This is a genomic window from Sphaerimonospora sp. CA-214678 (assembly GCF_050942215.1).
Lineage (GTDB): Bacteria > Actinomycetota > Actinomycetes > Streptosporangiales > Streptosporangiaceae > Sphaerimonospora.
The window spans coordinates 75,910-90,547 of sequence record NZ_CP192056.1; the positions used below are offsets into that span (position 1 = coordinate 75,910).

Sequence of the window (14,638 nt, forward strand, 5' to 3'; positions counted from 1 at the left end):
ACCGCTGGTAATCGATCCGCGACAACGTTGGAGACCGCCACGAAGCAGCGAGGGAGGCGGTTGTGGTGACTTTGGTCCGGCAGCGGTCAGCCAATATTGCCGCCTGGCCTCTGCGTAAGGACGCTCGGGCTGCGGCCCAGGCACGGCAGCTGACCAGCGGGGCGCTGACGGCGTTAGGGATCCACCCAGAACTCGTGAGCGACGCCGTTCTCATGGTGAGCGAACTGACCGGCAACGCGGTCCTCTACGGGGAGACGCCCTTCGAGCTCGTGCTGCGGTCCGAGCAGGACGAGCTTTACGTGGAGGTCATCGACGGCGCCACCCTAAACCCGGTCATGCGCGTGGCCGGCGTCGAAGAAGAGCACGGTCGAGGGCTGAGCATCGTCTTCGAACTGTCGCGAGGCCGCTGCGGCTACCGGCACAACGTGGCCTATTCGACCAGGCGGGACAGGTACGGGAAGGCCGTCTGGTTCGCGATCCCCCTGAATCGTCAGGCTCCTGCCCCAGAAACCTCAGGAGATTTGATATGACGGCAGACCCGGAAAAAGCGGCCTCATGGCTCCAGGAGCTGGCCGTTGAACTGAAGAACCGTCGATTCTCCGCTCTAGTACGCACCGGGGAGAATCGCACGCCCTGCCTGCAAGTGGTCAACCTTGCTGCACCGGTCCTTGCCGAGAGCGTGATCACTGCGATCGACGGGGACGGCGAGTGGTGCTTCTTCTTCTCCTGGCCCCAGCGGATCGCTCCCGTGGGCGATCTCATCGCTGCGGCCGATCGTGTCGAGCGCGTCCTCGCTGAGATCGGCCGATAGACCGGCGCGACGGCGTGGAGCACTTCCCCCGTGGCGCTCCACGCCGTCGTGCCCCATCAGTTCCCTTGCGGGTCAAGACCAGCCCTTCATCTGCAGGAGTCAGCGGTATGGCAGTGACAAAACCATTCAGAGCAGCGGTGGTCGGCCTCGGACGGGCGGGGCACATTCACACCGCTGTCCTGCGTTCGCTCGACGATGTCACCCTGGTCGCGGTGGCCGACCCCGATCCGGTACGGCGTGCCGCCTTCGACAGCGTTCACACGGCAGCCAGTGCAGAGGATCTCCTGGAACTGGAGCTGGACTACTGCGTCGTCGCCACGCCGATCACCGAACGCGAGCAGGTGGGGCTCGCTTTGGCAGCGGCAGGGATACCCGCTCTCATCGAAGGGCCTATCGCGCCGTCGCTGCCGGCTGCCATGCGGCTTGCCGAAGCCTTTGACAACGCCGGACTCCTCGGGGCCGTCATACAGATCGAGCGGTACAACCCGGCGGTGACGGAACTTGGCGTACGTCTACGCGGCGGGGACTTCGGCAGCGTCTATCAGGTGACCACCCGTCGTTATGACCGCTTCCATGATCCCTCACCGCCCATGGGAGTGGTCACCGAGACGGCTACTCACGATGTTGACCTGGCCATGTGGCTTACCGGTAGCCACGTCACCTCCGTCGCCGCCAACGTCGCCCGTGTGAGTGGATGCGGTGACGAGGACCATGCCGTGGCTCTCCTGCGTCTCAGCGGGGGCGAGATCGCCGAGATCCAGGTCAACCGGATCTCTCCGTACAAGGAGCGGGTCGTCATCGCACACACTGACCGGGTCTACGTGGTAGCCGATGCGTTGACGCATACGATCACTCACTACGCCCACGATGGGTTGGGCGACGCAGCCCGGGCCACCAATCCCACCCCGCACCTCGCAGGGAAGGTGACGAGCTACGAGGTGCCGGATGCCGACCCGTTTCGTAGGCTGCATGAAGCCTTCCGGGACGCCCTGCTCGGCCTGCCGAGCAATATCGCGACGCTGCGCCAGGGCGCGGCCGGCATCGCGGCAACCGAGGCCATCCTCGCCGCGGCTCGCACCGGCACCTGCGTAACGCCGACCGACCACATCCTTCCTACGGCCAACCTGCGTGCCGCGCAGACGCCCGCACCGGTAATCGCTCGTGATAGCCCAAGCCGTGACGACCACGCAGGCAACCACCACGCCGCGCCCATCTGACGAGGACGATGAACGTGAACAACCACGACACCACGTCACGCCCCAGGATCACCCCCATAAAACGGGCACCGGTCAGCCCGGCCGTCGCGACCGCGCAGCAGATCCAGGAGCACTTGCGCGCTGGATACGGCATCACCGCTGACATCCGCACCAACCGGGGTGTGGCCCTGCTCGTCCTCGGGCGGGTCATGAACGTCTGGGTGATGGTCGAGCGGATCCGCTGGGACAGCGGGATGACCGACACCGCGGGCACGAAGGTCTGCACGACGGTTCCGGCTGAGCAGGCCGCGCAGGCGGCGAGCCTCATCGCAGCCCGCTTTCACCAGATCCGCAGTGGTGATTGATCGTGTTCAAGCTCGCGCTGTGGGCGCGCGGCCTCCGGCTGATGCCGCACATCAACAAGGGCGCCTCCACCTGGAGGTACGTCCGCGATATGGACGGGCAGAGCCAGCACTGGACGGTCGTCATAACCGGCAGGCAAGCACACGAGACCTGGACAGCCGGGCAAGAGACCATCGGCGAGACCACGACCAGCCTGATGTTCCGGGACGAAGCCGCGTGGATCACTGCGCGGAACGTCGAGCTGCACGCTGCCGGATGGCGAATCCTCGAGATCGGTCCTGACACCCCCGTGCGACCCGCCACCATCGACCAGTTGCTCATCACGACCAAAAAGAGGGATGACCCGTGACCGACGTGACCACCGACAACGTCGAGGAAGCCGCCGCGCTGCGTGCCGCCATGGTGCGCGAACTCCGCGACCAGGGAGCGATCCAGTCCGAGCCCGTGGCGGCAGCGTTCGCCACGGTGCCGCGACACCTGTTCACACCCGGCGAGCCGCTGAAGGCCGCCTACGCCGCGAACAACGCGCCGGTCGTCAAAACTGACGACAACGGTCTGACCCTCAGCTCCGTTTCCGCCCCGCACCTCCAGGCCACCATGCTGGAAGCAGCCGAGATCGAGCCCGGCATGCGCGTGTGCGAGTACGGGAGCGGAGGCTACAACGCAGCCTTGCTGGCCGAACTCGTCGGTGACAGCGGACGCGTCACCACGGTGGATATAGACGCGGAGATCGTTGAGCGCGCCCGCACCTTCCTCGACGAAGCCGGCTACCACCAGGTCGACGTGGTGCTGGCCGACGCGGAAGAGGGCGTGCCCGAGTCGGCTCCCTTCGACAGGATCATTGTCACGGCGGGGAGCTGGGATATCCCGCCCGCGTGGATCGCGCAGCTCTCCGACGATGGCCGGATCGTCGTCCCGCTCCGGTTGAAAGGGACGACGCGCTGGATCGCGTTCGAGCGCGACAGCTTGGGCGGCCTGGTCAGCCGCAGCTACGGGTTGTGCGTCTTCGTGCCGTTCCAGGGGGCAGGATCCCGCACCGAACGGACCGTCGTGATCGACACCGGGGTGGTGCTACGCATGGACGGTGCGGACCTGAAGGTTGATGTGGAGGCGCTGCGCCGGGCGTTGCACCTGCCGGGGATCGAACGCTGGTCGGGGGCCGTGTTCGACATGCCCGACGAGCTGACGCTGTTCCTGCTCACCAACGACCCGCGCATGGCGATGCTGCACGCCGATCAGGATGCCATCGACCAGAAGCTGCTCGCGCGCCCGGCGCTCAAGGGCGTGCCCGTTTTGATCAGCGGCGACAGCTTCGCCTACCGGGCCGCACGGCCGAGCGACGACATGAGCAGCGGATACGAGAGCGGTGTCTATGCTCACGGCCCCTCGGCCGAGAACGTCGCCGCCCGGTACGTGGAGCTGCTGCGTCAGTGGGCGGACAAGTACCACCGTCGCGGTGCCTCGTCCATCCGGTACATCCCTAAGCCGGCCAGCCCGCTGACCCCCGCCAGCGGGGTCATCACCAAACGGCACGGGACCGTCGTCGTCACGTGGCCATAGACCGCCGGGCTCCCTGGGAAGGTCGGACGATCTGCCCAGGGAAGCACCGGGGAACCCATCCGCTCCAACGAAGGAGGAATCTGCATGACCGCACGCTCTAGCGGAGGTGTGGCAACGCTCGCACCACCCATGCTCGACGCTGAAGGCTGGGACGCGGACGACTGGAGCGCCGACTTGGACGTGTCCATCGTCGAGTCCGGTGTGGCCGCCGAGCAGCTGATCCGCATGACCGACGACGGCTGCAACTCGACATGCGCGACCGCGTGCGTCAGTTGCGGCACGTAGTCGCCCTTCTGAAACCCGACGCCTGACCCGAGCGTCCGGCCGGTGCGGCTCACCGACCGGCCGGACGCCCCCAGTTACGGGAGCGACTGATGTACCGATACCTCGATGCGGCGGTGTTACGCGCTCCAGCGTGGCCGCCGGACCAGCAGGTTGCGTCGTGGCCCGACCTGACCGGCCCGGACGCGGATCGCGTCTCCTGGCGGGCCTGGCTGGCTCGTACATGGCAGATACCGGGCTTCGCGGCAGCGGTGGGGCAGGCCAGCCCCGATTTGGCGCGGCGGGTGGGCGAGATCTGTGCTGGAGGGAGGGCATCCGATCCGAGTGTGCGCCGTGCGGTGCTGTCCGTGATGCGCTACCTGCTGCGCGCCTCGGGCCGCGCGACGCCGTTCGGCCTGTTCGCCGGGGTGGCTCCGGCTCGTATCACCGCTGCAACGGATCTGCCGACGGTGCACATTGGGGACGCTCACCGCCCGATAGCCCGTGTCGCGGCGGAATGGCTCGCCGCGGTCGTGCAGCGGCTGGAAGGTGAGACGGCGCTGCGGCGGCGCTTGACGGTAACGGCCAACAACCTCGTCTTCGAGCGTGACGGACGCCTGGTGCTCGAACACCGCGCCAGCACCGTGGCGGACGGCGCGCCGGGGGAGGTGAGCGTGCGTGCCACCGGACCCGTACGGACAGCGCTCCGGCTGGCTCGGGATCCGCTCCCCGTCACGGACCTGATGGACCGGCTGTCGGCCGCCTCCCCCCGAACTGCCGAGAGCACCATCGACGCGCTCGTGGCCGAGCTGGTGGCCCAGCGCTTTCTGCTCACCTGCCTGCGCCCGCCCATGGCGGCCTGCGATCCGCTCCGGTATCTCCTGCGAGAGCTGGACGCGGTGAACGCGGAAGAGATCGGCGAGGTGGCCGACATACTGAGGGGTTTGCGCGCAGTCGCCGACGAGCTCGCCGACCATGATCGTGTGCCTGCCGCGGTAGCGGTTGATCACCGGGCACGGGCGGTCGTCGAAATGGCGGCACTCCATCACACCGAGCGCCTGTCGCTCGCGGTCGATCTGCGGTTGGACGGCGAGGTGACCGTGCCGGCCACCGTAGCGGCAGAGGCGGCCACGGCAGCGGCCGCCCTCGTCCGCCTAGCCCGCCGCCCCGCGCTCAACACGGGCTGGATGGCCTGGCATGAACGGTTTTTGGACCGCTACGGCCCGCGCGCCCTCGTCCCGCTCCGGGATGTCGTCGACGCCGACACGGGGCTCGGCTATCCGGCCGGGTACGACGGCACCCGCGCGCCAGAGGAGGCGGCGGCGTTGACGGACCGCGACCGCAAGCTGCTGGCGCTGGCGCACAACGCCGCGCTTCGCCGCCAACGCGAGATCGTCCTCACCGACGACATCATCGCCGACCTCGGCGGGGTGACCTCCGACGCGCCGGTTCAGCCCAGCACGGACCTGACCGTACGGATCGACGCCCCCAGCCCCAAGGCGTTGGCCGAGGGCCGGTTCACCCTCGTCGTCGCCGGGGCATCACGCGCCGCGGGCACCATCACCGGCCGGTTCCTGGACCTGTTCGATAACGAGCACCGGCAGCGGATGAGCACCGTGTACGCGAGCCTGCCTCCGGGCGCCCCGGACGCGCTCGCGGTCCAGGTGTCGGCCCCAGCCCCGTACGTCGGCACCGAGAACGTCGCCCGTGCCCCCCAGGTGCTACCGCATCTCCTGCCGGTAGGCGACCACCCGGGCGGCGCGCAGGCGCTCGCTTTGGATGACCTCGCCGTCACCGCCGATCTGCACGGCGTCTACCTGGTGTCGCTGTCGCACCATCGCATCGTCGAACCTGTGATCCTCAACGCGGTCAACCTGATCCAGCACACGCACCCGCTGGCGCGGTTCCTCCTCGAGGCGCCGCACGCTCTACGAGCGCCGTGCGCAGGCTTCGACTGGGGTCCCGCGACCGCGCTGCCGTTCGTCCCCGCGTTGCGCTACCGGCGCACGATCATCTCGCCCGCTCGGTGGCGGCTCACCGCAGCCGACCTGCCCGTACCCTCGGCCGGCTGGGAGGAGTGGGACACCGCCCTCACCGCCTGGCGGAAGATGGTGGCGCTGCCGGAGACCGTCAGCCTTGGTGGTGGCGATCAGTACCTCCGGCTGGACCTCGCCCAGCCGGCGCACCGCGCCCTGCTGCGCGCCCAGGTGGATCGCGCGGGCACCGCCGTGCTGCGCGCCGCCCCCGACGCTGACGCCGCCGGATGGATCGGCGGCCACGCCCACGAGCTCGTGATCCCGCTCGCCACCACCGGCAGGCCCGCCAAACCTCCCCGGCTCCCGCACGAGGTGACCTCCCGCGTCCACGGCCACCTGCCCGGCCAGCACGGGAGACTCTCGCTCAAGCTGTACGGTCACCCTGACCGGCACAACGCCGTCCTCACCCACCACCTGCCGCGCCTCGTGGACGCGCTTAGCGGCGCCGAGTGGTGGTTCGTGCGCTACCACGACCCCGATCACCACCTCCGTATCCGCCTCACCGTGCCTCCTGGCGCGTTCGCCGCCACCGCTGCCCACGTCACCTCCTGGAGCGAGGAGGTGCGCCGCGCCGGACTGACGGCGCGCGTGCAATGGGACACCTACTTCCCGGAAACCGCCCGCTTCGGTGGTAGCACGGCCATCGGCGCGGCCGAGGCGTACTTCGCTGCCGACTCGGTCACAGCCCTCACGCAACTGACCGCGATCACCTCCCGGGGAGGGCCCTACCTGCACGCCCTGACCGCCGCCAGCCTGCTCGACATCGCCGCCGCCTTCCTCGGCGACGCCGACACGGCGATGTGCTGGCTGATCGACCACACCCGAGCCGATGCCTCCCCGCCCGACCGGGCCATCTACGACCAGGCCGTGCGCCTGGCCCAACCAGGCGATCACGAAGCTCTGGCCGCTCACCCGGCAGGCAAGCAGATCGTCTCCTGCTGGGCGCGGCGGCGGCAGACACTCGCCGCCTACCGGCGCGCGCTAGAGGATGCGGGCACGCTGCCGTCGGCCGTCGTGCTGCCTGATCTGCTGCACCTGCACCACGTCCGCATGGCCGGACCCTCGCTTCCCGGTGAGCGGGCGTGCCTTCACCTGGCCCGCGCCGCTGCCTTGAGCTGGACCACCCGAACCGCGAGGAGCAGGCCATGAACGAGCCGCAACCGAACGCGCTGGCCGTGGCCGAGTCCATCGCCACAGCGCTGGCCGACCCCCAGCCGTGGGCGGTCGAGCCGCTGAACGCCGGCCGGGTCTGGCCGCAATCGTTGGCCGGCGGCGCGGCCGGTATCGCCCTGCTGCACATCGAGCGCGCCCGCTCCGGCCATGGCGACCCCGGCACCGCTCACGCCTGGCTGGGGGTGGCCGCCTCCGGCGCATTGACTGCGGCAGCCAACGCCGGCTTGTTCTTCGGCGCTCCGGCTTTGGCCTTCGTCACGCACGCGGCCACCGACGAGTCGGGCAGGTACCAGGGCGCGCTGGCCCGCCTGGACGACGCCGTCACCACACTCACCCGCGCACGTCTGGCCGTAGCTCACGCACGAATCGACCGAGGCGAACGACCCGAGATGAAGGAGTTCGATCTGATCCGCGGGCTGACCGGCCTGGGCGCCTACCACTTCAGACGCCACCCGGACCACCGGATCACCTACGAGGTGCTGTCTTATCTGGTGCGCCTGACCGACCCACTGCCCGCAGACGATGAACTCCCCGCATGGTGGACAAACGTCTCACCCAACGGTGAGCCAAGCCCGGACTACCCGAACGGGCACGGCAACATCGGGCTCTCCCACGGCATCGGCTCCATCCTGGCCCTACTGTCGCTGGCCATGCTGCACAACGTGCCCGTGGCCGGCGCGCAAGAAGCAATCGAACGGATCTGCGCCTGGACCGACCTGTGGCAGCAGCATGACGGTGAAAGCCTGTGGTGGCCAGGCCTGGTCACCATCGAGCAGGTGCGCGAGCAGCGCATCGACCCCTCGCTGCGCCCCCGGCCGTCATGGTGCTACGGGATCAGCGGCACGGCCCGCGCCCAGCAACTGGCAGGCATGGCGCTCGGCGACGTCGCCCGGCAGCAGACTGCCGAAGCCGCCATGCTGGCAACGCTGCTCGATCCCGCCCAGCTCGATCGACTTCCGGAGATCGGGTTGTGCCACGGAACAGCCGGACTGCTCCAAGCGGCCTGGCGGATGGCCGCCGACGCCACCACCTCACCGCTCGGCGCCGAGCTCCCCAACGTGGCCGCCCGGCTGACCACGCAGTTATCCCGGCGCATGCACGAGCCCGAACTCCTCGACGGCGCCGCGGGTGCCGCGCTCGCCCTGCACACCATCGGCACCGGCATCGCCCCAGCCTCGGGCTGGGACACCATCCTGCTCTTGGCCTGACCACCGGAGACAACCCGAATGGACCCTCGCCCGTGGCGGCAAGTCAACGTCGCCTTCCCCGACTGGGCCAAAGCCGAGCACACCGCCGTGACCCACCTCGCGCCGCTGCTGGCCGCTGCCGAAGCCGAACGGCTTCTCACCGCCTGGTTCTTCATACGCAAAACGCCCTGCTGGCGCGTTCGCTACGTGCCCAGCAGCGACCGGACGCCGGCGCATCTCCGCGACCACCTGAACGACCTCATTCGGCAGGGCCACATCGACGCCGCGACTGAGGCCATCTACGAGCCCGAGTTGTACGCCTTCGGCGGCGCCAAGGGCATGGCGTGCGCCCATGACCTCTTCCACCTCGACAGCCGACACCTGCTTGCGTATCTCGCCCGCTCGCCGCATGCCGAGCGTCGCCGCGAACTGTCGATCCTGCTCTGTACGATCTTGCTGCGTTCGGCCGGGCTGGACTGGTATGAGCAGGGCGATGTGTGGGCGCGAGTAGCCGACCACCGTGGCCTCCCCAGCCCGATCCCGCCCGAGCGGCGGTATCCGCTGGAGGCCGGCCTGCGGCGGCTGATGAGCGTGGACGTAACCCCCCTCCTGCGTGACGGCGCGCCCCTGGCCTTCACCGCCGACTGGTCAGCGGCTTTCGCTGCTACCGGTAGCGAACTGGCCGACCTGACAGCCGCGGGAGTCCTGCACCGTGGCCTGCGCGCCGTCCTCGCCCACCACGTCATCTTCGCGTGGAACCGGCTCGGCATGCCCTACACCAGCCAGGCTGTCCTGGCCCACACCGCCAAGCACATCGTCTTCGGGAGCGATTTCACGGCCACTCCCGATGTCGAGGAGACAAGGAGCGTGACACCATGAACGCCGTGCTGCAGCAGGCCGCGCAGCGCTTCCCTCTGATAGCGCGCCCTCGCCCGGCCTGCCCGCCTCTCCGGGTACGCATCGCCGAGTTGCACGACCTCGGAGATGCCGCTTCCCAAGGCACGGACGCCGACCGCCTCACGCTGGCCGCCGAGGCGCTGAACAAGGCAGCGCTGATCGCGAGCGATTGTGGTGCCTCCACTCTGGCCCGCTCTCTGTGCTGGCGGCACTTCGCCGCCTACCTGCACGCCTGGCCGTTGGACGCGCGCCACGCACGCCACGCCCTGGAGCCACTCGTCAACCTCGCTCGGCTGGCCATCCGTGCACACGAAGGTATCCGTGGCTACCTTCTCCTCGACACCCTCTTCCACGCCGTCAGCACTGGCGGCGCAGCAGACATCGACGGTCACCGCATCTCGTTCGACGGCCTCACCCGCACCCGTGACGATCTCCACACTGTCCGCAAGTGGCTGTGGGGAGTCTTCCTCGCCGAGGGTATCCGGGCGCTCATCAGCGCGGGCCGGTGGGAGCAGGCAATCACCCATGCAGAGCAATACCGCGGTGTCGGCCAACGACTCTTGGACGGCCGGCAAGCCACCATCATCGCGTACTGCCTCGCTGGGCAGACGTACACAGCCCTGAAGCTCGTTGCTAACAGTGGGCCCGTCCAGTCCTGGGAACACCCGGTGTCCGGCTGTCTAAAGCTGCTGTGCAGCCGTGCGACCGGACGCGCGGTCGGCGACACGGCCGTCGAGGTCCAGCGCCAGTTCCTCGAGCTCGACCGGACGGCAGGGCTGTTGGTCTTCCGCACCCGGCTCGGCCTGGTCATCCTCGACTTGATCGCCGATATTGACCGGTCCCTGGCTGATCGCGTGTTCACCTCCCTGATCAGCGACATCCTTGCGACGCCGGACGGGTACGCCGCGAGGGAAGTCCTGGCCCACCCGCGGGCCGGTACGCTGCTCAGCCTTGCCGAGCACTATCAACTCACCTCAGCCGTGCAGGACGCAGGGCTCGGGTTCGGCGCCGTCCCGGCCCCGCTGATGTCCGATCTCGTCTCAGCCGTGCAGATGAGCGAGACGGTGATAGAGGCGGGCCTGGATACGCCGGACCCGCGCGGGGGAAGTTCTTCGACCTGTACGTGACGATCGACATCTTCGCGCAGAGAATAGCCTTCGGGCTGGCCGTGAAACTGCAACAGCAACTCGGCCCGCCTATCAGGTACTCAAGTTTTCTGGGCAAACAGCGTGCTGAGGATCTTCTCGGTCCTCGCGCTCAAAGGAACTCCCAATCCGCTGAGGCGCTGTCGGAGCAGCTCTACCGTGCGGTGAGCCTCATCTCTACGTTTGAGGCATAGCTGCAGGCGGGTAATGCGGAGGTACGTTTCCTCAGCGTCGGGGTCCAGTGCACGAGCTCTTTCGAGGGCCTCCAATGCCTGTTCGGGATCCTTCTTGGCGCGATGCTCAGCGAGATGGGTCAGAACGTCGGCTTGCGACCGAGTCAGTGGGTAGCGGTGTTCCTCGATCCACTCGGTTTCCAGGCCTTGCGCGAGCTCCCCTCCGCACAGCTCGGCGGCCTTCGTGAGGGCTGTCAGTTTGGCTGTGGGATCGGACACCGCTCTGACCTCATCCAGAGCGGCCTGGTAATCCCATAGATCGACGCTTACCAGCGCTGGGTCGATGCGGTAGGTTGCGCCCTCCTGGGTCGTCGATGCGTTGATGAAGGGCGCCCTCTTCCTGTCACGATTCTCGTAGCCCGAAGCGGTGACCAGGGCATTGCGAAGGTGACGCAGGGTGTTGTGCACGTCCTTGCCCGTATCGTCGGGCCACAGGGCGGTCGTGAGCCGATCGCGCGTCACGCCGTCGCGATGGAGAGCGAGGTAGACGAGCGCGTTGAGCTGTAGCCAGCCCAGTTCGAGTGGTTCGGCCCGGCCGGATACGGCGACGGTGGGTGGGCCGAGGATTGATAGGCGAACCAGCTGCGGGCCATCCCAGGAGGCGGCTGCTGACCTACTGGGCGAAGGCTCTTCAGAAGCGTGGACCTCTTCCTCTGGCAACAGCTCTTTCAGATGGGCCGCGGCCTCGTGTTCGGTGAGATGAAAGAGCTGGGCGTCGGCGATTGCTGCGGTGAGCCGACCTGTGACCTGGACGACATGGTGATCGTCATTGAGTTCGCAGGTTGTGCCGCTGGGCCACTCACCCAGGAGTAGCGCTACGACTCCCGCTGTCGCGCGAGAGATCAGGGGTGCTGACACCCGGTCGAAGACCTCGTCGTCGACCTCTGCGACCAGGACAACGGTAGGTAGAACCTCTCCAGGGTCCCGATCGCGCAGTTCCTCGATGTCCGATGCCTCGCGTTCGAGCAGCATCCGTGTGCGGGTGAAGAATGTCTGCTCGAAGTGCTTGAGAGCGCCGTCCGCCGTGTTCGTGATGACCAGCGCTGGGAATGAGGCTGCGAGCCGACAAAGTTCGTCGGCCGGAATTCCGAGCAGGCGCTCCGCCAGTTCGCCACTCACCACGACCTCGGCCCGGAAGTTGCTCGATTGGCGGAGCACTTCGAGGATGAGGTAGCGGGCGACATCGTAAGCGCCATCTCCGGTCAGACCAAGACCGGGACCGTCGAGACCGATCTCTACAGCTGATCCGTCGGCATGTCTCCCGACGGGGAGCTTCTCGGGCGCATCGATCGAATGCGCCTCCTGAAGCAGCTCGGCATCCGAAGGAGGCTGTTCTCCCCGTTCCGTGAAGCTCTGTAGATGGGCGCGTCTTAGCTCCTCAACCGCCGGGTCCGGCTTCGGCTCCGGCGTGATCTCCACAGGTTCCGATATCGACGGTGGGATATGGCGACGGCGGCGGCGTAGCCGATTGGAGAGGTAGGCCGTGCTGATTCCTGCCGCATACCCCAGCGCAACCAAGGATCCCGAGCTCAGTTCCACAACGCTGTGGTGCTCCTGCTCGGCCGGCTTCCGCATGAGCGAAGTGGCTGCAGGAGCCACGTTCCTAATTGGCTCGGGAGTGCTCCTGACGGTAGGAGTCTCTTCCTGCTCGGCCTTCCTGGTCTGCTCTGGGAGTCGAAGCTTCCAACCTGGGCGGATAACACCCGGGTTGATGAACCTGTGTCCTCCCGGCTGGGCGGATCCGGCGTTGATCTTCCAGATCTTCCGCCACCGATCGGGGCTGCCCAGCTTGCGGTCGGCGATCTTCCAGAGGCTGTCTCCCTGCCGCACACTGTAGACCTGCTCGTGGGCTGGTGCTGGCTTATCAGCTGCGACCTCGCCGAGAGCGTGCACCGGCGCCATGGCGACGACGGGAGGTGGAGCAGCGTCCACTGCGGCCATCGCGGCCGGCGCAACGGCAACGAGTGAGACAGAAGCCACGAGGTAGGCCGCCAGACGTTGCAGCATACGCAGGCCGGGTATCCGGGGCTCGACCCGCCGCCCAGCGACCCGCGCACCGATCTCGACAATCACCGAGACGGTGAAGAGCGCCCATGCTCCCCAGGCAAGGAACTCCAGAACGGCGATGAACAGTGTGCCGTCATCACGGGCGGTCAGCCTGTCGAGGACTTCTTGCAGGTTGGGAATGTGATCAGGAAGGGGTGAGCCGGTGAGCTGATAGAAGACTATGGGGAAGCCGACGACAGTACCGATGAGCACAATCGTGGCAGCGAGTGCGCGCGGCAGACGGGAAAGTGTCATCGGCTGGGCCTTTCGACGCCGGAGACAAGATCAGCGGTGGCGGTGGCAGTCATCGACACCGAGGAGATTCCAACAAGGGAGAGCAGCCACGTCGGCTTGGTGACCGTGACCCGCACTCGAATCGAGTTCGGGCCGCCGATCCCCACGGTTCCGTTCCGGCCAGCGGCCGACAGATATGCCCGAGCTGCTCGTACGGCTGCGCCACGATCGACGACGAAATCTCGACCCTCGTACGCGGCAGCTCGATCGATCTGCCCTGCACCGGCGCGGGCCGCTTCCTCGGCGATGCCCACGGCTTCCCAACCCGCCCGCAGCTTGGCTCCTCCATCCACAGCCAGGCCGACGAAGAGCATGAGGACTGTGATGAAGATGAGGGCGTACGGCGTTATGGATCCCCGCTCGGCGTCCGCAGAGAAGAAGTGGCGCATCGGTCACGCGTCCCTTCCTCGGTAAGGGTCCAGGGGGCTGGTGAAGGAGGCCCGCCTCACGACGCTTCCGGGGAGACCGGGGAATGCCACGTCATCGAGAGGCACGGAGCACGAGACGGTCGCCGTGACCGCGGACGGCCTTCCTACCAACCGTCCGAAGCCTGCTGTGTTGACCTTGACGCTCACGGAGGTGCACCTGACACCTCGGCTGCTCAGGGAATCGCGCGCGCTCGAAGTGGCTCTCGCTTCGGCTTCGGCGGCCGACCGTGCGATGGACGCCTGGCGAGCCGCGTCTCGTGCCGCGGCCTCCACTGCCGCTGTAGCGACCGTGATCCTGCCACCGGCGATCGCGAGCAGGACGACCAAGACGATGGCCGTAATGGCGAGCATCGCCTCCACAGTGGCGCTGCCGCGTTCCCTCATGAGGTCCGTCCAGGACTCGTGAAGCGTTCGACCGCTCCTGCGGCTTCCTCGGTGACCTGAATCGACGGGAGAAAAGGAACCAGGGAGAGCGACCGGCCCCGTACGGTCACCCGGACGGTGGTCGCGTCCCCTCCGCTGGAGGCACTGATGGCGTGGAGGAATCCTCCGGCCGTCCGCTCGGCGTAACTCCTGGCGACGGCCGCGCCTGCTGAACGGGGAGCGCCGTCAGCCCGCGCGGCGCGGACGCCTTCCTGAGCGGCGGCGAGCGCGACCGACTGGGCGAAGAACAGCAGGCACAGCTGCATGCAGGCGAGGATCGTGAGCATGACGACGGGCAGCGCGATCACGACTTCCGCGCTGATGATCCCCCGCTCATCGCTGACTCTGCGCACGCCGCATCGACTCACAGTTTGATCGAATTGGCCTTATCGATGATCTTCGCTGTCACGATCCCCATGACCGTGATTGCTACGAGGACGAGCGCGGCTATTATGATCATCGCCTCGGCGGACATCGCGCCCTTCTCCGAATCCTTGCGCAGCTGTTCGAGCCTGTTCCGGAGGAGTCCGTTGAGGGCGAGCCAGGAAGCAATCTCCGGCGGCAGCAGCTTGGACATGACGATCT

16 protein-coding genes are annotated in these 14,638 nt (G+C 67.6%); 11 read left to right on the forward strand and 5 right to left on the reverse strand.

Annotated elements, in window-relative coordinates:
- Positions 1-62: 62 nt before the first annotated feature.
- From ACQP1K_RS00340 to ACQP1K_RS00390, 11 genes are all read left to right on the forward strand, one after another.
- Entirely contained in the window at positions 63-530 is a 468-nt protein-coding gene (locus tag ACQP1K_RS00340; RefSeq protein ID WP_433498853.1) for an ATP-binding protein, read from the forward strand.
- A complete protein-coding gene (locus ACQP1K_RS00345) occupies positions 527-811 on the forward strand; it encodes a hypothetical protein (protein WP_433498854.1) in 285 nt (94 codons plus the stop codon). The genes ACQP1K_RS00340 and ACQP1K_RS00345 overlap by 4 nt, the downstream gene beginning before the upstream one ends.
- A 107-nt stretch (positions 812-918) precedes the next feature.
- Positions 919-2,028 carry a Gfo/Idh/MocA family protein gene (locus ACQP1K_RS00350; protein WP_433498855.1) on the forward strand — a complete coding sequence of 370 codons (1,110 nt, stop codon included), beginning with the start codon at positions 919-921 and terminating at the stop codon, positions 2,026-2,028.
- Between the two features lie 14 nt (positions 2,029-2,042).
- Complete coding sequence (locus tag ACQP1K_RS00355) at positions 2,043-2,372, forward strand: hypothetical protein (RefSeq protein ID WP_433498856.1); 330 nt, start codon at positions 2,043-2,045, stop codon at positions 2,370-2,372.
- A 2-nt stretch (positions 2,373-2,374) separates the two neighbouring features.
- Positions 2,375-2,719, forward strand: coding sequence for a hypothetical protein (locus tag ACQP1K_RS00360; protein WP_433498857.1), 345 nt, complete (start codon positions 2,375-2,377; stop codon positions 2,717-2,719).
- Entirely contained in the window at positions 2,716-3,930 is a 1,215-nt protein-coding gene (fxlM, locus tag ACQP1K_RS00365) for a methyltransferase, FxLD system (RefSeq protein ID WP_433498858.1), read from the forward strand. The genes ACQP1K_RS00360 and fxlM overlap by 4 nt, the downstream gene beginning before the upstream one ends.
- A gap of 84 nt (positions 3,931-4,014) precedes the next feature.
- Positions 4,015-4,215 carry an FxLD family lanthipeptide gene (locus ACQP1K_RS00370; protein WP_083502643.1) on the forward strand — a complete coding sequence of 67 codons (201 nt, stop codon included), beginning with the start codon at positions 4,015-4,017 and terminating at the stop codon, positions 4,213-4,215.
- An 89-nt stretch (positions 4,216-4,304) separates the two neighbouring features.
- Positions 4,305-7,376 (forward strand): lantibiotic dehydratase, encoded by a 3,072-nt coding sequence (locus tag ACQP1K_RS00375; protein ID WP_433498859.1) that lies wholly within the window; start codon positions 4,305-4,307, stop codon positions 7,374-7,376.
- A complete protein-coding gene (locus ACQP1K_RS00380) occupies positions 7,373-8,608 on the forward strand; it encodes a lanthionine synthetase C family protein (RefSeq protein WP_433498860.1) in 1,236 nt (411 codons plus the stop codon). Before ACQP1K_RS00375 ends, ACQP1K_RS00380 begins: the two co-directional genes overlap by 4 nt.
- An 18-nt stretch (positions 8,609-8,626) precedes the next feature.
- A complete protein-coding gene (locus ACQP1K_RS00385; protein ID WP_433498861.1) occupies positions 8,627-9,466 on the forward strand; it encodes a thiopeptide-type bacteriocin biosynthesis protein in 840 nt (279 codons plus the stop codon).
- Positions 9,463-10,611, forward strand: coding sequence for a hypothetical protein (locus ACQP1K_RS00390; RefSeq protein WP_433498862.1), 1,149 nt, complete (start codon positions 9,463-9,465; stop codon positions 10,609-10,611). The genes ACQP1K_RS00385 and ACQP1K_RS00390 overlap by 4 nt, the downstream gene beginning before the upstream one ends.
- 80 nt (positions 10,612-10,691) lie before the next feature.
- On the opposite strand, the gene ACQP1K_RS00395 is transcribed toward ACQP1K_RS00390, so the two are convergent.
- Genes ACQP1K_RS00395 through ACQP1K_RS00415 form a run of 5 tightly spaced genes read right to left on the reverse strand, consistent with a single transcriptional unit; the run spans position 10,692 to position 14,630 of the window.
- Complete coding sequence (locus ACQP1K_RS00395; protein WP_433498863.1) at positions 10,692-13,163, reverse strand: hypothetical protein; 2,472 nt, start codon at positions 13,161-13,163, stop codon at positions 10,692-10,694.
- On the reverse strand, positions 13,160-13,591 hold the full coding sequence (locus tag ACQP1K_RS00400; protein WP_433498864.1) for a pilus assembly protein TadG-related protein: 432 nt from the start codon (positions 13,589-13,591) through the stop codon (positions 13,160-13,162). The genes ACQP1K_RS00395 and ACQP1K_RS00400 overlap by 4 nt, the downstream gene beginning before the upstream one ends.
- 3 nt (positions 13,592-13,594) lie before the next feature.
- Positions 13,595-14,014, reverse strand: coding sequence for a TadE/TadG family type IV pilus assembly protein (locus ACQP1K_RS00405; RefSeq protein WP_433498865.1), 420 nt, complete (start codon positions 14,012-14,014; stop codon positions 13,595-13,597).
- Positions 14,011-14,406: a TadE/TadG family type IV pilus assembly protein gene (locus tag ACQP1K_RS00410; protein ID WP_433498866.1), complete on the reverse strand. Its 396-nt coding sequence runs from the start codon at positions 14,404-14,406 to the stop codon at positions 14,011-14,013. Before ACQP1K_RS00410 ends, ACQP1K_RS00405 begins: the two co-directional genes overlap by 4 nt.
- Positions 14,407-14,417: 11 nt before the next feature.
- Positions 14,418-14,630: a hypothetical protein gene (locus tag ACQP1K_RS00415; protein ID WP_433498867.1), complete on the reverse strand. Its 213-nt coding sequence runs from the start codon at positions 14,628-14,630 to the stop codon at positions 14,418-14,420.
- Positions 14,631-14,638: the final 8 nt, after the last annotated feature.